This window comes from bacterium, from assembly GCA_037128595.1.
In the GTDB taxonomy this organism is placed as follows: domain Bacteria; phylum Verrucomicrobiota; class Kiritimatiellia; order CAIKKV01; family CAITUY01; genus JAABPW01.
Genome location: JBAXWB010000007.1, coordinates 14434 through 37192, shown reverse-complemented (window position 1 = coordinate 37192; position 22759 = coordinate 14434). Strand labels below are relative to the sequence as shown.

16 protein-coding genes are annotated in these 22759 nt (G+C 57.9%); all 16 read right to left on the bottom strand.

Annotated features, from left to right (window positions below; genetic code table 11):
- Window positions 1–17: 17 nt before the first annotated feature.
- Window positions 18–1115 (bottom strand): uroporphyrinogen decarboxylase family protein, encoded by a 1098-nt coding sequence (locus WCS52_05485; GenBank protein ID MEI6166628.1) that lies wholly within the window; start codon window positions 1113–1115, stop codon window positions 18–20.
- A 2-nt stretch (window positions 1116–1117) separates the two neighbouring features.
- The gene (locus WCS52_05480) at window positions 1118–2110 is read right to left on the bottom strand and encodes an amidohydrolase family protein (protein MEI6166627.1); all 993 of its coding nucleotides are present in this window, start codon (window positions 2108–2110) and stop codon (window positions 1118–1120) included.
- Window positions 2111–2131: 21 nt separating this feature from the next.
- The gene (locus WCS52_05475) at window positions 2132–3466 is read right to left on the bottom strand and encodes an AGE family epimerase/isomerase (GenBank protein ID MEI6166626.1); all 1335 of its coding nucleotides are present in this window, start codon (window positions 3464–3466) and stop codon (window positions 2132–2134) included.
- A 5-nt stretch (window positions 3467–3471) separates the two neighbouring features.
- The gene (locus tag WCS52_05470) at window positions 3472–4698 is read right to left on the bottom strand and encodes a hypothetical protein (GenBank protein MEI6166625.1); all 1227 of its coding nucleotides are present in this window, start codon (window positions 4696–4698) and stop codon (window positions 3472–3474) included.
- Window positions 4699–4717: 19 nt separating this feature from the next.
- Complete coding sequence (locus tag WCS52_05465; protein MEI6166624.1) at window positions 4718–8050, bottom strand: hypothetical protein; 3333 nt, start codon at window positions 8048–8050, stop codon at window positions 4718–4720.
- A 26-nt stretch (window positions 8051–8076) separates the two neighbouring features.
- A complete protein-coding gene (locus WCS52_05460) occupies window positions 8077–9195 on the bottom strand; it encodes a serine hydrolase domain-containing protein (protein MEI6166623.1) in 1119 nt (372 codons plus the stop codon).
- The gene (locus WCS52_05455) at window positions 9196–9558 is read right to left on the bottom strand and encodes a hypothetical protein (protein MEI6166622.1); all 363 of its coding nucleotides are present in this window, start codon (window positions 9556–9558) and stop codon (window positions 9196–9198) included.
- Entirely contained in the window at window positions 9555–11477 is a 1923-nt protein-coding gene (locus WCS52_05450; GenBank protein MEI6166621.1) for an alpha-galactosidase, read from the bottom strand. Before WCS52_05450 ends, WCS52_05455 begins: the two co-directional genes overlap by 4 nt.
- Window positions 11477–11899: a serine hydrolase domain-containing protein gene (locus WCS52_05445; protein ID MEI6166620.1), complete on the bottom strand. Its 423-nt coding sequence runs from the start codon at window positions 11897–11899 to the stop codon at window positions 11477–11479. Before WCS52_05445 ends, WCS52_05450 begins: the two co-directional genes overlap by 1 nt.
- A gap of 3 nt (window positions 11900–11902) precedes the next feature.
- Window positions 11903–14173, bottom strand: a complete 2271-nt coding sequence (locus tag WCS52_05440; GenBank protein MEI6166619.1) for a DUF5107 domain-containing protein — start codon at window positions 14171–14173, stop codon at window positions 11903–11905.
- Window positions 14174–14189: 16 nt separating this feature from the next.
- Entirely contained in the window at window positions 14190–14699 is a 510-nt protein-coding gene (locus WCS52_05435) for an SDR family NAD(P)-dependent oxidoreductase (GenBank protein ID MEI6166618.1), read from the bottom strand.
- 30 nt (window positions 14700–14729) lie between these two features.
- Window positions 14730–16277: an MFS transporter gene (locus tag WCS52_05430; protein ID MEI6166617.1), complete on the bottom strand. Its 1548-nt coding sequence runs from the start codon at window positions 16275–16277 to the stop codon at window positions 14730–14732.
- A 75-nt stretch (window positions 16278–16352) separates the two neighbouring features.
- On the bottom strand, window positions 16353–18935 hold the full coding sequence (locus WCS52_05425) for a fibronectin type III domain-containing protein (protein ID MEI6166616.1): 2583 nt from the start codon (window positions 18933–18935) through the stop codon (window positions 16353–16355).
- A 41-nt stretch (window positions 18936–18976) separates the two neighbouring features.
- Window positions 18977–19852, bottom strand: a complete 876-nt coding sequence (locus WCS52_05420; GenBank protein MEI6166615.1) for an amidohydrolase family protein — start codon at window positions 19850–19852, stop codon at window positions 18977–18979.
- Window positions 19849–20697 carry an SGNH/GDSL hydrolase family protein gene (locus tag WCS52_05415; GenBank protein MEI6166614.1) on the bottom strand — a complete coding sequence of 283 codons (849 nt, stop codon included), beginning with the start codon at window positions 20695–20697 and terminating at the stop codon, window positions 19849–19851. Before WCS52_05415 ends, WCS52_05420 begins: the two co-directional genes overlap by 4 nt.
- Window positions 20698–20707: 10 nt before the next feature.
- Complete coding sequence (locus tag WCS52_05410) at window positions 20708–22756, bottom strand: Sip1-related alpha-galactosidase (GenBank protein MEI6166613.1); 2049 nt, start codon at window positions 22754–22756, stop codon at window positions 20708–20710.
- Window positions 22757–22759 lie beyond the last annotated feature (3 nt).

The window sequence follows — 22759 nt, the reverse complement described above, 5'->3', positions numbered from 1 at the left end:
GTCTTAAACATTTTGGGTCAGCGTAATGACTGGTAATTGAAATCGTGTACTGCCTCATACATGGCCAGCACATTCTCTAGCGGTGCATCATATGGAAAACTATTCTCGTTGCTCACCATATAGCCGCCGTTATAGCCCACCGTCCGGATGCGTTCATAGACTTCATTTTTGACATCTGCCACCGTCCCATTCGGAATGGTCTTCTGCACGGAAATCGCGCCATGGAAGGCGATCTTAGCACCGAACTCCCGTTTTAAGGCGGCGGGATCCATGCAATTGGATTCAATTGGATTCAAAATTTCAATCCCGGTCTCGATGAAGGCGGGAATCATGGATTTCAACTCTCCATCGGAATGGAAGAAAATAGTGGATTCGGGATTGGCCGCCTTGATGCTCCTGATCATCTTCTGGAAACCGGGCTGGATAAATTCCCTCCACATCTCAATGGAAAACATGGGGCCATTGCTGCCGGCGACGTCTCCCACAACGGCGATGATGTCCGCGCCCGCCCGCGCCGCCAGGACCGCCCGTTCGGTCTCCCACGCAAATAGATGCTCATAGAGTTCATGCACAAAATTCGGATCCAGCGCCATCATCAGCATGAAATGCTCGTATCCGCAAATATGCCAGGCGGTTTTGTACGGGTTGGATACGGAAGCGATGATGACCTGATCCGGGTAGGCGGCAAATTTCTGCCTGACGGCCTCCACGCTGGCCCACTTCGTGGTCGGCAGCGACCATCCTTCCAGGGTTTCCTTGCCAACCAGGGGGCCGCCCACCCAGCCGACATACTTCCCGTCCGCACCTACCCTCTGGACGATACCCCAGGCATCCTCAAAGGTGTCGCGATCATGAAAAATGTAGGCATTCCCGGCTCCGGGCGCATCGCCCGTGAGTTCTCCATTGCATTTTGCGGCAAACTCCGGGAATTGCGCATCCGGTCCAGTCCACACAAAATCTACGCCCAATTTACGATGAATGTCGTGGATCGTGTCCACGCCGAAGTGCTCCATCAGGGCGCGTGTGGTTTCATTCCTTGGCCATAACATGTCCACCGGCATCCGATCCGGAAGCTGTCGCTGCATTACCAATCTGAAACGTTCTTTAGATGTCATGGTCAGGCGTTCTCCAGCGGTTTCGGGTGCGGGCCCACACGTTCACGAAAGTTGGCGGCAAGGATACGTTCCAGGACCGGCGAGGGTAAGTCCAGGCCACGGATGATGCCATCCTCCGGCGGGCCAAGCAGGAAATCGGCGTCCGCCGGAACCCGGAACGTATCACCCGTGGCAAGAAAGCGCCACACCAGCCGGATCCGGGCTTCCACACTGGTGACCGGTGCGCCGCGCATCAGACCCGCGTCGGTGCCGAAGTAGATGCGGTCGGCATGACGGATGAAGAAGTCGCGGGCCTGGTCGCGATCACGCGAGAGGTTATAGAAAAATTCAACTCCGGGCGCCAGGTCGAAGCCCACGTGAGGGTGGGCCGACAGGAAACGCGCGGCACGGTCAAGGTCGGCGCTGAGGAAGTAGAAGTGCGCGAAGACCACGCGCAACCGGGGATGTCGGTCGAGCACGCGCTCCACTTCGGCGTAGAGCGATTCCTTGGAGGGGAATCCTAGCCCATATCCCCAGTTGCGGGATAGTGCCCATGCCGGCGTGGTGGCCGGATCCCAGAATGTCTCCGGGTCGGCAACATGCCACAGCACCGGCAGATTGAATTTTTCCAATGCCGCCAACCCTTCAGCAAAATAGGGGCCGTCAAGCGCTTCGCCAAGACTCCGTCGCAAATCGGGTTTGGACTCTATGATCTTCCAGCCGTCCACGCCGCAGATTGCCTGTGCGCGCACTTGCGCCGCCAGCGATGGGACTGCATCCGGGTGTTTCGAAAGCCGCTCGGTATGATTCCAGGCCCCGTAAATGTAGGCCTGTTCCGGGAAACGTCGCTTGGCCTGATACGCCAACGGCAATGAGTCCGCCTGTTCCTGCGATGTGACCGGCAGGCTGAGAATGGTAAACCCCTCCAGCGGCACGCGTTTCGCCACTTCGCCAAACACGTCCAGATCCTCGGTGCAAAGCAGATGATTGTGACAGTCAACGATGGGTATTTTCATGGGTAATTTTTCTTGATCAAGTTACAAGTGTTCAATGACTTCAAGCATATCCAGAAACGCGCCGTTGGCGTGATAGAGGGGATCGCCCTCCGGCACCGCCGGTACGACATCTGTGACCTTTCCTGTTTTGCCGTCCAACGACTGATACGGAAATAACATGTTATCCCGGTTGAGGTAGTTTGTGAAATACGCATTGTGGCAAAGGCGGAATACCTCAAGGCACTGAGTACGGAGCGCCTCCGTCTCAGCGATGGCCACGGCCCGCACTGCCGCGCGCATGGTCTCGGGCAGATTCCACCAGGGCATGCTGCTGTCCAGCGGTTCGCCGTTGCGGTTATCCACCGCCTTGAACATACCGGGGTGGCAGGGATTGAAACCGAGCGAAGTGGCACTCAATAGCAACTGCGGTAACTCATGTTTGGCGCGGGCGAGCAAGCCGGCGTGGCGGCAACCTGAGCCTGACCGGGTGAGGCGTTCGACCATTCCGAGTCCGAGGCCGACCAGTTCAGTGGCGTGGCCCGGGTCGAGCAGGGTGCCGCGCGAGCCATTTACAGGGTCGACATATTCGGAAAACAGACAGGTTGCCGGATCATAGTGCGCATCAAGCACCTCGCCCAGGAATAGGGCCGCAACTTCCAGCGCCTCTTCGCGGTGGACTGGGTCCAGGGCTTTGCGACTGATACAGGAGCCTACACCCTGCATCAGCATGCGCGGTCCGTGACTGCGCCCTGCGGGCTGGACGGACTGTTCAATCTCAAAACGGTCCAAACGGATCAGGTTGACGGTACGCCGGAACAACGCCATGGCGTGTGCCTGGGCCACCGGGTTCCGGTTGGAAATCAACCCCTTGACGGCGAAGATGTCACCGGCGCCGGTCATGGCGGGATCGGCGGGCTTTAGCCGGCCTGTGGCATCGATACCATTCAGTTCGCGATTGACACGGAAGGGGATACGGCCGCTGTTTTGTCCGGCAATCTTGAGCAATGCATCCGTCATGTTGCCCCTCCATAGGGAAAAGAGATCACGGATCGCGTCACGCTCGTCGGCTGTCAGCGACTCAACGCGATCGAGCCAGGCCAGATGCACGTCCATTGCTTCACTGCCGCGCCCGAGGAACCAGGCATACACTCTCCCGTAAGCGGTCTCGGGAAGATCGAGGCCGGTATTTGGATTGAACTTGGTTTCGACGTAGGGCCAATCGGGATGGCGACGGTGGCGCTGCAGCAGTAATCGGCAACCGGGTGTGATGGTGGTGTTGAGAATGAACTGGCGGTAGGCATCCGAACGGAGCGTGTCGACCGTGATGCTTTCCAGCAACAAAGGTTGCCAATTGGCATAGGAGTGGGCATTAGTCATACCGTTTACCATCCAAAACTACTCAAGGTTGAAATCTCCTGCTCGCTTGCGAGGCGGAGATAGAAGTTAATGCTGTAGGCGGTGGAACGCTGGTGGATCCAGGTCCTCGCCACATCGTGGCTGGATTGGCCGTACAATCCGCCCAGTTGCCGGAGGTCTGTGCCTTCCTTGACCTGTAGGGTCAGACCGAATTTCGCCGTCTGGCGCACGCAGCGCTCGACCTCGCGGATATCGAGATTGAGTTTTTCGGTCTCCACCAACTTCAGGAATTCCAGGTTGTTGATACCTGATACAAATGTGCCGCCGAAACTCGGATAGGAACCGTCCTCGTCCATCAGCCGGTTCTGCGCCGCGATACGCTCCAAGAGCAGATCGAGCAGGCGCTGCTCATGCGTGAGGCGATAGGCGCACACCAGCGCCACGAGTGCAAAATCGTCGTTGCCATGGCTGATCGGGACGACGCCGTGGAATCCATCGACCACGGGTTTACCCCGGTTTTCCTCATAAATCCGAGCGAGCCCACGGATCAGCGGGTCGAATCCCTGCTCGATGTAACGTGCCTCGCCCGTGAGTTTGTACAACTGGTAGAAGAAGATGGCCGAGCCGGCCTGCCAATCGCCCTTAACCATCTCGGCGCCGCTATCTTCTTCTCCGAAGGTCTGCATGGCGTGATTGTGCCCGTGTTGTTTATCGATATGAAACGTGATAAACGGCCAACCATTGGCATCGGTCCCGTGAAGGATCCACCAGTCGGCGAACATTTTGGCGCGGTCGAGCCATTCCTGTTCCTGCGTCTCCTTGAACAGCCTGCAGAGCCCGAACCCGCCGGTCACGGCGTCGCGGGGGTAACTTTCGGGGGTTTGCGGGGTGCACTCGCGGAAACCTCCGATGGACTTGGGCAGACGGAAGTCGGTCACCTGCAGCGTCTTCAGATAGTCCGCCGCCAGTCGTGCCGCCTGCGTGAAACGGCCGGCCTCCGAGGGAACCCGGCGCGCGAGATCGAACAGGTTCATGATGGCGATTGCTTGGCCCCACACGCCCATGCCGCGAGCCGTGTTTTTATGCAGGATATACTCGTAGACGAAACGTCCCTTGTCGGCGCTCTCCGCGATGCCACCCCAAGGCCGTTCATCGGTGTTCTGGTTGTTGCAGTACCAATGACCGGCCAGTTCTGAATGGTGAAGAAACTGCAGTTTTTGTTTTGTTGTGAATGTAAGATTTGTCACGGTCATAAGCCCTGCCCTCACTTTGTTATTTCTGAAGATCCAAAATGGCGTCAATGATCCGGTTCCGGTACTCTGTGCATTTAGCATTACAGGCTTGCCGGTCGGTCAGTCCATTGAAATTGCCGACATTCCCGAGGGTCATGGAGGCGAGGATCTCGTCGATCAACTTCTGACCCGCTTTGGCTTGCTTCGTATCTTTCTTCTCAGCCACCAGCTTCCGCAGCGTGGTGAAGTAACGGAATTCAAGAATGCCCTGCGCGGTGCGCTCGAATTCGACGGCATTGATCAACCGCCCGTCCGGCGTCGGAAAACTCATGGAATACTCGCCTTCGCGGCCGTCCAGATCGTTGAACGTATCGCCTTCGCTGGTCTGGTAATGCCAGAGGATCTGCCCGCAAACGCCGGCTTCCTTGAGTTTGGCGGAGTAGAATCCGAGATGGAAGCGGTTGATCCCGCCGTTGTAGACCCAGCACAAGTTGCCGGCCGCCTGCACCTTCTTGATGAACGCCTCGTCATGGCCGTTGACCATGCTCACGCGGTACCAAGGGATCAGTTGATCCTTGGAAGTGTAGGTGGCCGTGGTAAGCAGATTCGACACGACGTTGTATTTCTTGGCGAGTGCAATGGCCTCGGCGCACCGGCTCTCGTCCGGCTCGTCGATCAGATGCAACAGCAGTTTTGTGCGGCCGAGTTCCTCCAGGCGCTGGTTGTATTTCGTATAGGCATCGATCAGGTCCTTCGTGCTGTCGGCGCCGCTGATCCTGCCACTGCCGTAGCCCACGAAGTACTGGCCGTCAAACCCGGCTGCATGGTAGGCCTTGACGAAGGACTCCACCTCATCCATGTTAAGTTTGCCGTTTGCATAATATGCATTTCCCGGTCCGGTCGTTGTGGTGAACCCATGCTCCCGCAGGTTGCGCAGATTGCGCAGGAGATTGCCGCCTGACAGACCGGCCGTATCAGGATAGTTGCCAGTGAATTCAATGCCAGTACCGAATAGGGCCAGGTCAAAATCGCGATCCTCGGCCAATGTTATGGGTAGCACGGTCAACTGGATTGGGAGTGTGGTGGGAGCACTCTTCTCCGGAGCAATGCGTACTGTACCCATGTAAACACCGGGAGCCGTGCCTTCGGGGACATGAACAGACAGATGGAAACTCCGCGTAATATTCTTGCCGATGTCAGCCGAGTTTACGGGATCCAGTAACCGCGGCTGGATGGCATAGACAAAACGAAAATTGGCGGCGCGGCGCTGAATCTTGTAGCGCACCTTCCGTGTCTCAATCGCCGTCGCCGGGATCACCTTGCCACTGGACTTGCCCCGGGTCCCCTTGAGGTTGCTGACGGTGACGGTCGTGGATCCAAGATCCTTGAGGGGGAATACCCCGATGGCGGCAGCGTCAAACTGCCCCGGTGTTGTCCGGAGGGCAATTTCCTTGACGGTCAGTTCCGCCTCCTCAGGGACGCTGTTGTAGTAGATATCTTTGAAGTAGTCCGGCACAAACACGGCGTAGTCCTTTCCGCGGCATGCGGCCGGTAGTTGGGCGGGATGCGGCGGCACGGGTGGCGGCAACTGCGTGTAGGTTTGGGCAAACAGACGTTTCTGCTCGGCCTCGAGTTTGGCCAGCCACTCGTCGCAGGCCGCAGAGTCTGCCGCCGGGCAGACGACCATACAATTCAGCGGCCAGGCTCCTGACGGGCTCTGGGTTGTGAACGTTGACGGTGAATCGAACTGAATCGCCAGTTTCCCATTGGTGACCGCCACCTCGAAGGTATGAGCCGGCCAGCGCGGCTTTACATATTTTTCCCAGTGGTCATCACTGGGGAGGTCTTCCGTGTTCAGGTGGCGGAACATGCGCTCCTGGTAGTACCGGGCGCCTGTCCACTTCTCCTCGACGACCGTCTTGCCGTTGGCCACTACTTTACGGTCTCGGTAGGCTGTGATCAGGTCCCAGAAACTCGCCGACTCGGCATAGAAGGTCACCCGGTAGTTTCCGTTCGGCAAATCGATATCGAATTCGTGTCCCAGGGCAAAGTTGCCCAGCAGGTCGCTGGGGTACTCATAACTGCCGCAGGCGATGGGTGAAGACAGCAGACCTTGCCAGCCATAACCGTAGGCCGGATCGTAAGCCGTCAAATAGTTGACAGCAGTGAATCCCGGGAACGCCGTGGCGGGGTTCGGTGTAAAAGCGAATTTCCTGATCTGTGGGCCCTCAAATCGCGCCATCCGGCTCTTCTCGAGCCGGAAACCGCCAAAGGTCAGGCAGAGGTCTTCCTTCCGCTCTGCCACATAACAGTTAAACTTCACGATGTTGTTCCGGTTCAAGGCCTCCCGGCAAAGTTGGGCAGGCTCTCCCTTGAGCAACCCGGAGAGTGGAATCTGGAGGGTGTTCTGTCCGGGGCGGACCATCAGGCCCGAATAGTTATAGCGGCTGTAGTAGGGGGCGTTTAAACAATCCCTGAACCATCCTTCCAGTTCGATGACCTGATCCGTGGGGTTGAAGCAGTCAATCAGGAGTACGTCATGCTGTCCCCAATTCGGCGAAAACCCTGAAATGACGATCCCGGCGCCATTGGCGCGAAAGGTGCATTTCAGCGCCCGTTTTCCCATAGTGGCGTGTTCGGTCGTGTATTCATAGGCACTTTTTCCGGGTTTTTCGGGCGGGTATTCCTCCAATTCAAACTTCCCGACCGGTGCGGTTTCATCGAACGTCAGGATCGGCAGAACATCGGGAAGCGTCTCGTTCATCACCGGCTCGAGCCGGAAGTTGTCGCAATAGAGGGTTATGGCCTGCTGGCCCTCCATCGGGCCGACGCCAAAAGCCAGAATGTTCTTCTTGTTGAGTGGAAATGCGTTTCCCTTCACCGCCTTGTCCAGCCATAACCGGATAGTCTGCCTGCCGGGATCCGCCATCAACCCCGCAAATCCGTACCGCGTGTACAAGCCGGCATTCTCGTCATCCTTCACCCAGCCGCAGAGTTCAACGGACGTGGTGCCGGGATTAAAGACGTCAAAGGCCAGATACTTGACTCCGGTCCAGTCTTTTGGAAATCCGTTGACGATAATGCCAGGCCAGTCTTTCGCGCCGCATTCAACTTTCAGGGCGTGCTTTCCCTCGGTCGCATGCTCGGTGACGACGGTCAGTTTGGTCTCCGCCATCGCCTTGACATTTCCCACCCCGTCGAAGTTGCAAACGGAGAAATCAGCGGCCGCGAAGGCGGGCCCCGTCATGCCTGCGCCGATCAGAATTGCCAGGGTGGTTACCTGTGCCAAACGATTTCGTTGCTTCGTCAACCGGTCCTTCATCATCACCGGTTTTTCCGCCAGTGCCTCGGTCTCACGAATGGGTTCTTTCATGGTTTGCATCGCTTGCCTTTCTTAGGTTAACCCTGTCCATTGCTTAGTTTCAACGCTGTTTCATAAAATTTTTCCCGCATTTTCCCATCGCCCACGGCGCCGTTGTGCTGAATGAGCAAAACCGTGACCAGGCCACGCGCAGGGAATATCGTCATGACCGTGCCAATCGCGCCGCCATGGCCGAAGGATCCCGCTCCTGAATCGATTTGCCAGCCGTAGCCATAGCCTTCGCTGACCGCTTCGCCCGTCTGCTTAGAGGTCATCGCGGCAACGGCCTCTTCTGATAAATAGCGCCGGTTCTCAAACAGGCCACCGGTGAGAATCATCTGGCAGAAACGCAGGACATCGGTGACGGTTGAAAAGTATCCGCCCGCCGGCATGGGTTGACGGGTGTGATCATTGAAGGGTGGCGTCAGTTGCGTGAGGTGAGTTTCCTCCAGTCCCGTCCCGGCTTCGCTGGCCATGTATGTCTTGGCGAGGCGGGAGAGTTGTTTCTTGTCCGGCCAGAATGTCGTGTCATGCATGCCCAGTGGTTCCAGCAGGCGCTGCTGCATGAAGTCCTCATAGCGCAAACCGCTGACGACTTCAATAATCCGGCCGGCGGTGTTGGTGCCGGCGTTGGAATACTGGTACTTGGTGCCGGGCTCGAAGTCCAGCGACGTCATGGCATGACTGCGCACAGCAACGGAGAGCGGCAGTTGATCCAATGTCGGGGATTCCAGTGCCGAACAGAAGGGCAAACCCGCGGTGTGCGACAGGATTTCGCGGACGGTAATCGGATGCGCGGGCGGACGTAGCAGCATGTGGTGTTCGTCCTTCTCCACGACCCGCATCTGCCCCTTGAACTCAGGCAGGTATTTCTCGACCGGATCATCAACATGAACCCGCCCTTCATCAACCAGCATCATCAGCCCGGCACAGGTCATGGGCTTGCTCTGCGATGCGATCCAGAACAACGTATTCGTACGCATCTGCTTTCCGGCCGCGAAATCCGCAAATCCCACGGTCTTCAGGCTCAGTACGGCATCTTTGGAGGCCACCGCCGCCACCGCTCCCATGAGTTCGCCGCGATCGACATAGGTTTTCAGCAGTTTCGTGATGGCTCGGTCACACGATTTCCGACGTTTATATTCCTCTTGCATCATTCACTCCGTTATTTTGTGATTCCAACAAAGGGTGATTTCAAAGCGGGCTCGGTAGCGGTATAGCGGGTGCTGCTCAAGGGCTTGCCAACCGTCCAGGGTGCCCTCCAGCACCTGCTGCAACAGGGCCCAGCGTAATGGGTAGTTCCGCTTCAGGTCGGCATCATCGCGAGGCCGGGCGAGAATGTTTTGGCGGCGCAGGGCGGCCGTGGGATCGTTCTCGGTCCGGGCCAAGCGCAACGCATAGAGCGCCTCGGTGGACCCGGGATGCTCCGGATCGAGGAGGATCATGTTGGCAAACGAGGCCGCCATGTATTCCCAGCCCTGCGCAATGGCGAGAAGCGCTGTAAACGCAACCGACTTCATGCTGTTCTCCTGATTGTAAGGAATAGTGACGCAAACGGGGGGAGTTTCACAAACCCCTTCCCCATCTTTCCGCCTAGGTCCCACACGGGGGTGAGTTTATTCCAATCGGGGAACTCCCTATCCAGCGGCTTTGTATCTATCTTCGATGAGGAATCAGACCAATTGACAAGAAGCGCGGCGCGAAGTCTTCCCTTCATCATCGAAACCCATAGTGACGGGGGGAGACCCAACACGCCCCTCGGAATATCCAGAATCCTGAATGTGGCCCGGGTGTCGGAGAGTTCGAGCGCGGTATTGAGAATACGAAGCTTCTCATCATCCAGTTTCGTCAGGTCCCCGGACACTTCAAATTCATTGCCGGTCACGGCGCAGAGCGAAAGGTAAGTCAGCCATTGCGTTTCTGAAAAATCTTTCGCCCATCCAATGGAATCAATGTGCGGAATGGCCGTTCTCTCGGATAGCAGCATATTTGTGTTTGTTGTCCAGAACGCGATACGTTTCGCCAAGTCCCAGTTGCCGTCCCCGATATCCTCCGCGTACCGGAAATAATCGGCTGGACCGTAAAAAGGCGTCCCCGCCCCCACGGCGCTGCACCAGCCGAAAAAACCGTCCTCGGGAAGATATTTCCTAAACGTGTGGACGCACCAGTCGCGGCATTCCGCAGCCGTAAATTCCGGATGCCGGTACCGGGCTGTCCTTATGTTGAAGGGGAAACTTGAAAAGTCGAGCTTCACGCCTTCGTATCCCCAGTCCTGAAAAACTGTTTTCGCGAGTTTTTCAATATAGGCCCTGTACGCAGGTACAGTCGGGTCAAGAATCACCAAGTTTCTCGGGATATCATTAAAAACACCGCACTTCGACATCACTTTCATCTGCCTTCCCGCATCATCAAACAGGATCCACTCCGGATGTTCCTTGACGAGTTTCGAGCTTTCCGAAACCCAAAGGGCCAACCAGATGGAGGGGCGAAGTCCCTGTTCCCGGATCCTGTCCGCAAGCCATTTCATACCGTGTGGAAACTTCTTCGTGTTATGGGGCGGTACATTCTTGTACAGGAGGTCCCCCTGAGCAAGCTGCCCCGTCGGATATATCCGCTCGTATCCGCTGTCGATCTGAATAAATTTTACACTTGGAAAGAATTTTTTAATGAGAGGTATCTGCTTTTGCACAAATCCCTCGTCGATGGCAAAATAGGTTCCATAGTTCCAGGTCTGCCAGATCCTCTGATCGTGAAGCGGATTGGTATCCATCCGCTTGAAATGGCCGGTCTTGCGAAGAAGTTTATAATACGAACCAGTCGAAAGTTGCGGGTCGTTCGTCTTGACGATATCGACAAAGAGAGTGTCCATCCCGGCGGTCTGGCCCGGCAACAGGACAAACCCATCCTGCCCCTGCGGGTATTGCTCGATCTCGAGGTTCCATCGGTCCACACCGTTGCCACCGCGGAATCTGAACTTCGCCGAGGTTTTCTTGTGCTCGGCGGCCATCAGAAGAATGCCGAGACTCTCCTTCGCGCTGCCAATGAACACTCCTGGAACGACCCAGTCCTCGTGAAGGCCAACGGTTACATCCTGATTGGTGAGGGGATGAAAAAGCTGTTCACCGACCATGGTGCCCAGAGGAAAGATTTCGCCGCGATAACCCTCGCTCGAATAGTAGAAGGGTTCCAGCCGGTTCGCAAAGACAAGGGTCGGAGGCGGCCACAGGGGGCTTGGATCCCTGATCCACCGGACAGATCTGATCTTGACGGACTTCTTGCCGGTGTTGCGGAGCATGGCTTTAAACGTGAACCCGGTGAACGCTTTCCTGATCACCAGGTCAACAGAAACATCCTGCGAATGCCCGTCGGAAGTGACGGCGTAAGGCCGAAGCGCGTCGATCCCAACACCGTTTTTAATAAATGTCAGAACGTTTCTCATTAGTTTTGCCTTTGCGATTTCCCCTTGACTGTTTCCGATTCCTCCAGTCCCGTCTCGGCTTCGCTGGTCTTGTATGTCTTGGCGAGGCAGGAGAGTTGTTTCTTGTCCGGCCAGAATGTCGTGTCATGCATGCCCAGTGGTTCCAGCAGGCGCTGCTGCATGAAGTCCTCATAGCGCAAACCGCTGACGACTTCAATAATCCGGCCGGCGGTGTTGGTGCCGGCGTTGGAATACTGGTACTTGGTGCCGGGCTCGAAGTCCAGCGCCGTCATGGCATGACTGCGCACAGCAACGGAAAGCGGCAGTTGATCCAATGTCGGGGATTCCACCGCTCCCATGAGTTCGCCGCGACCGACATAGGTTTTCAGCAGTTTCGTGATGGCTCGGTCACACGATTTTCGACGTTTATGTTCCTCTTGCATCAGTCACTCCGTTTTTTTGTTATTCCGACAAAGGTTGATTTCAAAGCGGGCACGGTAGCGGTATAGCGGGTGCTGCTCAAGGGCCTGCCAACCGTCCAGGGTGCCCTCCAGTAGCTGCTGCAACAAGGCCCAGCGTAACGGGTAGTTCCTCTTCAGGTCGGCATCATCGCGAGGCCTGGCGAGAATGTTTTGTCGGCGCAAGGCGGCAGTGGGATCGTTCTCGGCCTGGGCCACGCGCAACGCATAGAGCGCCTCGGTGGACCCGGGATGCTCCGGATCGAGGAGGATCATGTTGGCAAACGAGGCCGCCATGTATTCCCAGCCCTGTTGCCGGCAGAGTAAGTACCGGTAATAGAGGAAGTCAACGTTGAACCGGTCTTCCATGCGGCCGCGTTCGAATTGCGGGGCGACCTCCGAACCGCGCGCCAGCAAATCAAGCGCAGTCCCGGGATCGCCGGCCTGGCAGCATTCCGCGAACTCACCGAAGAACGACTCCTTGAAAAGCATCCAGGCATAATAGACGCCCTCGGCGATGCTACGCAGCGGCTTGGCCAGCAGCGCACGGACTGCCCGCCAGTCGCCATCCAATAGCGCCCGCGAGGCCATCGCGAGGCGATAATCATCAGTGATCCGGGTTTCGTCAGGGGCTTTTTGCCAAAGAACCTTGCGCTCGTCGTGCAGTCCAAACCCGCCCAGCACTTTGTCAGCAGATGTCAGTAGATTGGTGTCCACGTAATCCTCATTGACGGAGCGCCGCAGGCGCGCAAGCGCTTCCTGGCGATCGCCCGTCTCAGCGGCCATGAGTCCAAGGAAATGATTCGCGTAAGCGCCGGTTTCGCCGCCTGCACCGGCCAGCGGCTCAAGTTGACGGCGGGCGGTGACAAAGTCATTCTGGTTGATAAGCGCCACGGCGAGCGCTAACCGTGCGGTGGGCGCGAGTTGCGCCTGTTTACCCGCCAGCAACCGGATCCAACTTTCGCCGCCGACCCAGCCAGCCTCTACCGCCTGTGCAATCTCGGCGTCGCTGAGTGAGCCGGTAAGAATGAGTTTCCGGGAGATGTCCAGTCGGGCATCGGACGGAACCAGCACTTCGGATTCCTTGATGTGCCAGAATCCCGGATCGTTCCACGCCGCCCAACCGGCGCCCGTCTTCTCCTGCCCGCGTTGCTCGAAGTCGGCAAAGTTCGCCGCATAGGTCGGAGCGGTGGATGCGCCCGGCATGGCGGCGAACGTTTCCGTCCAGGCAATGGTTTTCCCTGCGTCGAAGACCCCGGCATCGGGCTGCACCGGCAGAAGGCCGCACTGCAATTCGGAGTAGGGTATCCAATTCGGTTCCGCAAGAGTCTGCCACCAGATATGGTGCACGCCCTGCGATCCGAGGGACCAGAGTTTGCGGCCCCTGCAAATGGTGCGGTCGGCACGGTGGATGAAACTCCACCCCTCCTTCTCGTTGCGATAGCCCATGAAGTCAGAGCGGGTGTTGGCCAGGTAGCCCGAGGTCGTCTCGTGCTGATGCAGCCACTGCGACCAGTCCACCCCGCTTACGATGGGCCATTGCTCAAGTTCGTAACCCTGGCGGGTCATGCCATGGTTCAGGAAGTTCCCCGGTGCCAGCATCACGCGATCTCGCCACTGCACCGGGACGGCGATACAGGTCCACCAATAGAGACACGGCTGGTCCTTGCCTGAATGGTTCTTCAGGGTCATGCGCGTGACCAACGTGCCCTCCACGAGTGTGAGCATGACCTCCCAACTGCAGCCGAATAGTTCATCGAAGGCGCCTATGCCGACCGCCGTGTTTCCGTTTTTCAACGTGATCCGGCGGGCCTCGACGGTTGAGATTCCATGGACGTTGTGACTGGCGCGGAAGGCATTGAACTCAATGCCGCCGATCGCCCACGGACCGGAGGCGGAGAGGTTCGCCAGCCGTAGCGAGGGGGGAGACCAGAACAACTGCCGGTTGAGTTTCCGATCGAAGAGTTCCAGTACCCGTCCGCCCATCGACGGAAGCAGCGTGACCCGCGCGCTCTCGTCTTCGAGACGCACCACGGGGACTTCCCGCACCTCAAAGTGTCCCGGATAGTCTGCCGCCTTACGGTAGGGAAAACTCGATGTCCACATGTTGCGGTGCATCGGCAGCAGTTCGGGCGGCACCCCTGACGTCGCGGCCATGGAAATCATGTCCTCGTGGTGGTTAAGGCGCGGCATGGATAGATGTTTGCGTTCCGTGAAAGGGCGCAGGTGCAATGGTTCGTGGGTGAGTTGTATTCGCATAGGTCGATTCTCCAGGTCATATATTCTGGCAAAGGTAACCGCCGTCAACAGGCAGGCAAGCCCCCGAAACGAACCTGGCGCCATCGCCGGTCAGGAAGATGGCTGCCGCCAACAGGTTGAGCCTCATCACGAAATCGAAGTCCTCCTGCTGGACTTCGACCAACGGTACCTTGCCGCGGTTACCACTCGCGCCGTTAAAAAGGATATCGATCCTCCCGAAACGCCCAACCGACGACTGCAGGGCGCTGCCGATGGCCGCCTCATCGAGCAGGTCCACCTGAATGGCTGCGACGCGAGCGGAGTCGCCACAGGCGTCCACTAGCGCCTGGACTTTAGCCGCCAGGGCGTCGGCGCGAACGTCCCACAGCACCACGTTGGCCACGGCTTGGGCGTAGCCCTGCGCAAGGGGCTGGTCCTGAGCGTCGATGAATTCACCGCCGGCGGCGGTGATCACGTCATGTTCGTACTGACTGGTGCTGTAGCCATGCTCAACCAGCACTGCCCGGAAAACTGTGTTCTGTTTCATCTCCATCCCAAGCACCTGTAAACTTCATAGTTAATGCGACGTCGTTCCCTGCGCTGTCTTCCCCACCGGTGGCGGGCTGAAACCCGCCTTGCCTCCGAGCCGTTTCCATTCACGGTACAACCAGTAGTAACACCCCAGTGTGATGATCTGGAATACGAAGTTCCAGACAAAGGCGAACCGCAGGGCGTACGACCCCATGTGATGTTCCAGGGTCCGCATGAGCCAGCCGGCAAGCATGCTGCCCAGGATGCCTGCCAGAATCATCCGCATCATGGATTGGGCCGCGGAAAACTGCCCATACCGGTCACGGGGCAGCAACGACATGGCCAACGGACTTTCCGCCATGCCGTAAACAACCGCGATCGGCAGGTTGACCAGCGAGTAGGCGACTTGGATGTAAAGATAAGTTTTAGGCGAAAGGCCGGGGATCAGAAACAAAAGCGAAATTGGCGATGTCGCCACCATCAGGCTCATCGAGAATACCATCAGTGGCAGCGGCCGGAACCGGTCCCCGAAGTTGGCGGCGGCCAGGGTCAGGACCATGCCGATGAAGCCAGTGACGGCGCCGATCTTGCCCAGCAAGGCCAAATCCATGCCCAAGTCAACACGCATCGGGTTCATAAAGGAGCCCATCTGGTAAGTCATCCAGTTCATCATCATGGTGATGAAGAAGATCACATAGAACTTGTGGCAAAAACACTCCCCGACAATGGTCCGGATCGTCGTGCGGGTCTTGGCGACAAACCCGTCACCCTCGGCCAAAGGCGGAGGCGGCGGATACTCCGGTTCTTTGATCTTCAGCAGGGCAATGGTGCTGGCTATGGTGTAGAAAACGGCGGCGCCAACCAGAATCAACTTGGGATACCAGAAGTGCGGATTGTGATAATGGATGAACCCTAGGTCAATGTTCAACGGACCCCACTTGTTTGAGTAACCGTAGATAAACCAACTGTAGATCATGCCGGCCAGGCCGCCGACGATCCGCATATAGGCCATGAACTTGATGAAATGCGCCTCCGGCACCACGTCGTTGAAGAGATAGTAGAAGGTTGTACCCAGCAGCAGGTTGGAAACACTGAATACCAGACTCAGGATCCCGAAGGTCCAGATGGTCACCTCGGTCAGCGACATCTGGGGGGTGAGGGTACCTTGTACCCAGGCGGCAATTTCATTGCCGAAACCCAACAGTGCCAGGCAGGCGCATACCAACGGAGCCCCGTAGAGGAGGAATGGAATCCGGCGCCCGCGCGGACCTCGATGCCGGTCGGATTTGATACTGATGATCGGATTCAGGATGAAATTGAATATGCTGGGAATCGTTCCCAACAACACCGTGTAAAGAAAGGAGTCCGCATGCAGGTCGTTTTTCAGCCGGAACTGCAGGATCGGACCCAGCACCGTCTCCATGATCGAGAAACAGAAATCAAACCACAGCAACCAGAAGAACAGGGCCATCAGCCCCCGTTTGGTATAGATGATGTTGCCGACGCGAAAGGTCGCCGGTGCAGCGGCCTCGGACGGAGAGGGGAGGGCATTCGTGCCGGACGCAAAAGTTGATTTAAATCGAAATTGTTTCATTCTGTATTTCTTTTTTGTACACGGTGACATTAACATATCGAGCCGGTTAAACCATTGCCTTCCTTGTCATAGTTCTTACTTCTCGACTACCAACCGGAAGCGTTGTTCCACCACGCTGCCTTTGTCATTAACCACCTTGAGTAAAACATCATGCACCCCGGAACTGCCCTCCATCGGCACGCCACCTAGGCCGTCCTCTGACACCTTGAGCCATGACGGCCCCGTCTCGAGCGTCCAGGTTAGATGCTCACGTTGCCAGAATGCGGCCTCGTATTCCCCGCGGCAGGTCAGGTGGCCGATGGAGGCGATGGCGGCGGGGCGGTAGGAATAGGGTTGGCCAACCTTGGCTTCAAGAATCGGCTGGCTGTAGATGACCGGGCGTGGCAGTTCCACATAGTCCGACGGCCCGCTGACATTGCCCTTCGCATCAACAGCCACAATCCGGTAGAAGGCACGTAGGGGGGGCGTGAGCGGGAACCGTCGTTCGCGGGTCTCCGCAATAAAATTTGGTGGCGTCTTGACTTCTCCGAAGTATGGATCGTCCTTCTTTTTTGTAGCGTAATCCACCTGTGTCGTGCAGAAGCCATGCCCCATGCGGACAACATACGGGACATCGCTGGCAGTAAATCCCTGTTCGTCACTGCCGTAGACGCGATAGGTGACCGCCTGGCGTGACGCGGGACTATCATCCCATTCCAAGGTGGTGGGTGTTTTTTCTGCCTCTCGAACCCTGAGATTCACCGGCAGGCCGGGCGCGGCGCAGCGGAACTTGAACGTCGGGCTCCAGGCGCCCCACACCCCTCTGCTATCGCGGGCGCGAACCCGCCAGAAGTATTTCGTGTCAGGATTCAACAGCCCCGATCGAGGGATCGTCCACTCCGGTTTTCCGGCCGCAGGTGTGAGCGAGGTGAGGCGGTCAAAGGTGGGTGAGACCGGCCACCGCATGTCCGCGCGGTCCGACACCTGGATGTGATAATCCGCAATCGTGTTGCGTGTGTCACCCACGGCTGGCACGGGCCAGCGGAAGGTGAAAGTTGTCCCTTCAACCGTGGCACCCTCCTCAGGAAATATCGGTTTCTTCGGCGCGGCGGGCGCATGCCAGGTGGTCCGTTCCATCCATGATTGGGTGATGCGCACCTTTCTCGGGCCGTTGGAATCGTCAGTGTAGCGGATGAGATTGGCTCCGATTGTCAACTCGGGCATGCCCAGCAATGACATCTGGATGTCATTGTCGAACATGATGCTGTCCAGTCCGGCTTCACCCTCCGCTGCCGGCTTCATTTCAACCTGGACAAAGTACTCATACATTGGCTTGGATCGGGGCGATAGGAGTTTGTCGAATGAAGCGGTAAAGGAAAGGTTTGATCCGCCCGGTGTTGCCGCGAACGTCACATTTGTGAGTTCATGCCACGACGTCCCGTCGCTTGACCAGCGCAGGAGTAATGGTTCGGCTGCCGCCGGTTTCCGCACTTCGCCCCCGACTGTGCCTCCGACCATAACGTATGGGCTTGCGATTTTCCAGGTGATGCGGGCAGCCTGGCCCGGTTTGGCCGGATGCAGGTTGGGCCTGCGGCCATCGTCAGCCATGCAGGCGATGTTCTCTTCTGCCTGTACGCCCCGGCGGTAAATTGCCATATTCAGTGGCGGACAGTAGATCCATTTTCCGTTGCGGAGATTGTCGTACGCCTTTTGTCCCCATCCTGACAGGAGCGTCCCCTCGCCATCGTTGCTCCACTTGACCCCCGGTTCCATGGCAATGCCCGCCGAATACTCCTTGCCGATATGGCTCCAGCGCCACTCCAGCGACTCGCCCGGCCGAAGCATGAAGTGCATCGCATGGCCGACGCCGGTGCGCTCATTCTCCCTCCGCTCGCCTTCGTAGTAGTACAGGGAGGCGGAGGACTGGTCGGTGATCGGGTTTTCCGGCGCGGAAATGCTGTAGGTGTGCGTGCGTTTCAGTAGATCATGGTCGCGGACAATGTCGGGTTCGGAGGCGATGGTTCGGTTGTCGCGCATGAGGCAAAGCGCGTTCTCATCGCTATCCATCAGGTGAAAGGCCCCGTCGTAAAACACTTCCGTGACCACATGGCCGATTGGGTGTCCCGGACGAGTTCGGAACCCGGCGGCCTGCCACAGATTCCGGATCACCATGGCCTCGTCGCCGCAGAGTGTGTAACCGTAGATGTTGAGCGCTTTGACGGCATCGTTGACTTCGTTGTCCCACGTCGTGGCATGAAACCGGTGGTGTCGTTCCCATTCCCAAATGGCACGGGCTTTCTCGGCATCACTTGTGCAGCCACGGGTCGCTTCTGCGACAATGTTTGTCAAGGTTCGCCAATCACCCCGACTGTTGACCGTAATCCAAGGATTGATCACATCCGTCTCGCCAATGTTTTCGATTCTGGCCCATGTGTTCGGCTGCCAGCCTTGCCGGTAGGGCGCGTAGGAAACCGGCATGCGGGTCATAACGCCGTCCACGGTGCCGCGGAAGTTCACGGTGTATTCCTGATGGGCGCGGGTAATGACGGTTTCAAGGTGTCGTTCGCTGTCGCCGGGAAGATCCTGGCGCAAGGGCGCAACCGGACCCTGAACCGCTGCCTGTGCCGTCGAAACCAGCAGTCCTGCCAAAGCGGCATAACGTAGTGTACGCATCATCATGAAATTGCTTTCCTTTCCAATTCGGTCCATGGCTCCTGTTATCATCGATTCCGGCAACCCGTCATATCGGCAAGAAACCGCTCGCCGTTCTCCCAGGTGAACTTCCGGAACGCGGGTTCGCTCAGACCCCAGGAAACAATCCGTCGGCGCCACGGGAGATAACCCTCCTCCCAGTCCCACTTGAGATCCGGCGGACGCGCATCCGGCAGCCACGTGTCGGGTCCGAATAGCAGCCGGTTCGCATATTTTTCGATGAAGGCCTGGGTGTCGGCGAGCGTTTCGTGCAGCAGGAAATCCCGGCCGATATCGCTCATGGCATTGGGGAACCGGTCCAGCAAGGTGCCAAACTTCGCCACGCTTTCGATGTCATTGCCGTTGTGGCAGAGGATAAAGCGGATTTCCGGGTGCTTGCGGATGACCCGGTCGCGGCGCCGAAAGATCTCATCACGGGTCAGGCCTGTACGCGTAGTCCAGCGTGCCGTGGGATCCCCCTGGTGCACGGAGATCCACCAGCCCAAGTCTGCAACGGTCTCCCACACGGGTTCGAGGCGCCGGTCATCCATGGAGGCCGGCTTGCCGTTCGGATGGATGATGTGCATACCCAGATCCTTCCATACTTTCAGACCGCGGCAACCCAGGCGGTGGAACCGACGCATGTCCTTTACGAGCGTTTGCACGAAGTCATCCGGGCGCCAACCGAAGTTCGGCCAGGCTGGCCAGTAACAGGGCAGCCAGTTCGTGGCTTTGCGCCGGCGGAGTTCGCGCAGAAACTCGCCGAAATCGAGGTACGGATATTGGGGGATGACAATGCCGGCCTTGACCCCGCAACGCTTGTAGGAGGCCAACCCCTGATCGAGAAAGGCCTGCGAGAAGTGGGCGTGTCCATCAAAAAGCGGAAAATGTTCAATATCGATCATATGTTAGTCCTTTTTATGGCCACAGCATCGTTCCAGCAGATCGATTCCACGGGCTGATCTTCGCCCTTGTAGGTTCCCGGATTGTCTCCCATCAGGAACCTTCCCGCCGGGATGGGCATCATCTTCATCCCGAGGGAATTGGTCACAGGCGGGTGCTCCGCGCGCCAAGCATCGCCGGTCTCGACCGGCGTGCCTGTCATAACTGCCCTGATTGAATTGGCTACGAATCCCGCCAGTAGTTTTGAGCCGGCGGCCTCGAAATGCATGCCGTCAGGCTTCTGGTTGCCGGTCAACCGCGGCCTCATATGAGTGTAGAGATCATCAATGGGAATCCCGCTCGCCTCCATGACCCGCTTCGCTGTCGCATTGTAGTCGGTGACATCCTTGTTCTGCGGGGTGGCTGCGAGGGGCGTCGTCGAAGCCCACACAATCCTTGCCTTGGTGGCCTTGAGCCGACGAATGATGTCACGCAGGTTTGTCTCGTACTCCTTGATGGGGACGATCCGGTTTTCCTTCACGTCGTGCAGGCCGGCGTTGAAGTGAATGACATCCCAGTCTCCTCCGCCCGTCGCGAGGATCTGATCGAAATGCTCGCGCACGAACCGCGTCCCCTGGCACTGACCACTGGAGACGACGACCGCCTCGCCTGTCAACGCTTCCTGGACGAACGGAAAATAACCTAGGCTGATGGAATCCCCGATCAGCAGCAGGCGAAACGGCTTGTGCTGGATGAGCGGACGGTCGCTCGCGCGTACGGATACGGTGAACCCGGCCATCAGGGCGAACAAAATGGTGGCACAAACAGCACCGCTTCGAGGCGCGTTCAAAACTGGCAAGCGTGTCATGGCAATCTCCTTATCGAATGATTTGCAATAATGGGTCCGCAATCGCGGCAACGGCGATCTCCAGCGCACCGCTGGCGGCATCGAAGTTGAAATCGACACGCGATCCGTTTACGCGCACCTCCCTGGGTGCCACGGCGGCGTAAGCCAGGAATCTGCCACCGAATCGCATTTGAATTCGCACCGCGCCCGACGTTTCGACGCTGTGACTCAGCACCGCGCCACCGCTGTTGAACATGTCTGGCAAGCCGACGGCGGCAAAGTCGTCCACAACCGGCACCATCGTGAAGACCTCCGCGGTCAGTTGGGTCAAGGTCAGTTCCCAGCGCTCATGCCGTGTCATGATCTTCAACATACGGCCATGATGCGCATAGACCGCGAATCGCTCGCCAACAAGACCGGGGATGCCATCCGGGCTGACGCTGCCGGTGATGGGGAACTTTTCGGCGGCGTCTTCACTGGAATGGACGTTGAACACGCCCAGCACGGCCGAACCGCCCGGGTTTCGGTTGAAGACCTTCAGCAGAACGTTTTCGCGCATCACATCATGGAAGAGGCAATCCCGCGTCGGCACACCGGGACCGGAACAACGCAGCGTGGTGCCGTCCGGCAGAACCAACTTGCGGAGAAGATCGAAATCTTGCTCGCCTGGTTTGTCGGAAATGAGCACCGGGCTGCCACTGACCGCCCGGCCCGCGGCGTGGTAGGCGCCCAACGGGTGGCCTGACACAAATATGTCCCAGTCGGGATGTACGAACTGTCCGAACCACAGACCCACTGCGGCGTTGCACCACAAGTGCAGTCCGTGGACTGTTTTTGAACTCGGATTAGGAAAGAAATCCTCGCTGGTTCGCGTGATGGTGCTCGCCGGCGCGCCGTACAGCATCTCCGAGGAACAGCTCATGCAATTGATCAGGTTTCCAGCAAAATGCGTGTTCACGCTGCCTTCAAGCGCTTCATGGTACGCCAGCATCAACGCCACGCGTCCCCCGTTGCCCTGAGCGATCATTTCCAGCACCGCCTGGTTATCGACCTTGACGCCATCGACACCCTGGCTGCGAAGGTAGCGGTGGTAATCGTGGAAGAAACGGTGGATATGCTCTGGCGAAATAAGCCCGACCGTCTGGCCCCACCACTGGTCCCAGAAGTCTTTCTGATCGGCTGCGAAACTCCGGACACCCGGCGAACTGTTGCGGGCGACCTCTCGCACCCCGTAGCCGGGCAGGGCGGTTCCATCGACTCCACCCCAGTAGCCGACCATTGTGTGCCATACCATGAACGTCTTCACACCAAACTGGTCTTTGGCCAGATGAACCAGTGGAGCGAGGCCGGAGGGAAACTTGGCATTGGCGCCGAAGGCGGTGAGTTGTCGCGCACCGCTGGCGGTCTTGTGATCGGATTGCCAGCCGTCATCCAGGATCACCATCCGTGGCTGCACCCCGCCGGCCTTGAACGACTGCAGTCCTGTTGCCACCTTCTCCTGCGAAACCTCCTGATAGAAGGCGTTCCAGGTGCACCAGCCGAACTGATCCGCATAGGCCGGCATCGCCTTGTCCATGCGCAGCCGCCCAGTACCCAAATGCTCGTTCACAATCCGGGCCGCCTGTTCCATCAGGACGTAGGGGTCATCACCAACCATGCAGAACAGCGCGATCATCTCGGTGATCTGTAAGGTCGTATCGCCGGTTTCGATCACCAGCGTCAGTCGGTTATCACCGGCGCCCTGCAAACTGGCCCGGGCTTTCCGGTCGATCAATGGCACGAGCGCCGCCACCCGTCCGTCGGCCAGTTCCAGCAGCAGGAACTGCACCTCCGCCGGCAGCCTACCCACATCTTCCCCGGCGGCTGGTTTCATCCAGAACGGCGATCCACGATGGCAGGCCAGGAACCGCTTTGCTCCGCACACCTGCCCCAGCGGCAATTCCAACCGATCCGTCGCAGTTCCGACCTGCACGCGGAAAAACGCATAACCTGACCCGGTCCGGGCAACGGAAATTCCCGGTGACGCCCCGAGCAGCAGGCTATCAAACACATTCGGTTTTGCCATCAATTCACTATTCATTCG

Bases quoted from the DNA above. Each gene is read 5' to 3' on its own strand.
- WCS52_05420 (MEI6166615.1), bottom strand. From the start codon at position 19,852: ATGATCGATATTGAACATTTTCCGCTTTTTGATGGACACGCCCACTTC.
- WCS52_05455 (MEI6166622.1), bottom strand. From the start codon at position 9,558: ATGAAGTCGGTTGCGTTTACAGCGCTTCTCGCCATTGCGCAGGGCTGG.
- WCS52_05430 (MEI6166617.1), bottom strand. From the start codon at position 16,277: ATGAAACAATTTCGATTTAAATCAACTTTTGCGTCCGGCACGAATGCC.
- WCS52_05470 (MEI6166625.1), bottom strand. From the start codon at position 4,698: ATGACCGTGACAAATCTTACATTCACAACAAAACAAAAACTGCAGTTT.
- WCS52_05485 (MEI6166628.1), bottom strand. From the start codon at position 1,115: ATGACATCTAAAGAACGTTTCAGATTGGTAATGCAGCGACAGCTTCCG.
- WCS52_05480 (MEI6166627.1), bottom strand. From the start codon at position 2,110: ATGAAAATACCCATCGTTGACTGTCACAATCATCTGCTTTGCACCGAG.
- WCS52_05460 (MEI6166623.1), bottom strand. From the start codon at position 9,195: ATGATGCAAGAGGAATATAAACGTCGGAAATCGTGTGACCGAGCCATC.
- WCS52_05475 (MEI6166626.1), bottom strand. From the start codon at position 3,466: ATGACTAATGCCCACTCCTATGCCAATTGGCAACCTTTGTTGCTGGAA.
- WCS52_05465 (MEI6166624.1), bottom strand. From the start codon at position 8,050: ATGAAAGAACCCATTCGTGAGACCGAGGCACTGGCGGAAAAACCGGTG.
- WCS52_05410 (MEI6166613.1), bottom strand. From the start codon at position 22,756: ATGAATAGTGAATTGATGGCAAAACCGAATGTGTTTGATAGCCTGCTG.
- WCS52_05440 (MEI6166619.1), bottom strand. From the start codon at position 14,173: ATGCGAATACAACTCACCCACGAACCATTGCACCTGCGCCCTTTCACG.
- WCS52_05415 (MEI6166614.1), bottom strand. From the start codon at position 20,697: ATGACACGCTTGCCAGTTTTGAACGCGCCTCGAAGCGGTGCTGTTTGT.
- WCS52_05445 (MEI6166620.1), bottom strand. From the start codon at position 11,899: ATGCAAGAGGAACATAAACGTCGAAAATCGTGTGACCGAGCCATCACG.
- WCS52_05425 (MEI6166616.1), bottom strand. From the start codon at position 18,935: ATGATGATGCGTACACTACGTTATGCCGCTTTGGCAGGACTGCTGGTT.
- WCS52_05435 (MEI6166618.1), bottom strand. From the start codon at position 14,699: ATGAAACAGAACACAGTTTTCCGGGCAGTGCTGGTTGAGCATGGCTAC.
- WCS52_05450 (MEI6166621.1), bottom strand. From the start codon at position 11,477: ATGAGAAACGTTCTGACATTTATTAAAAACGGTGTTGGGATCGACGCG.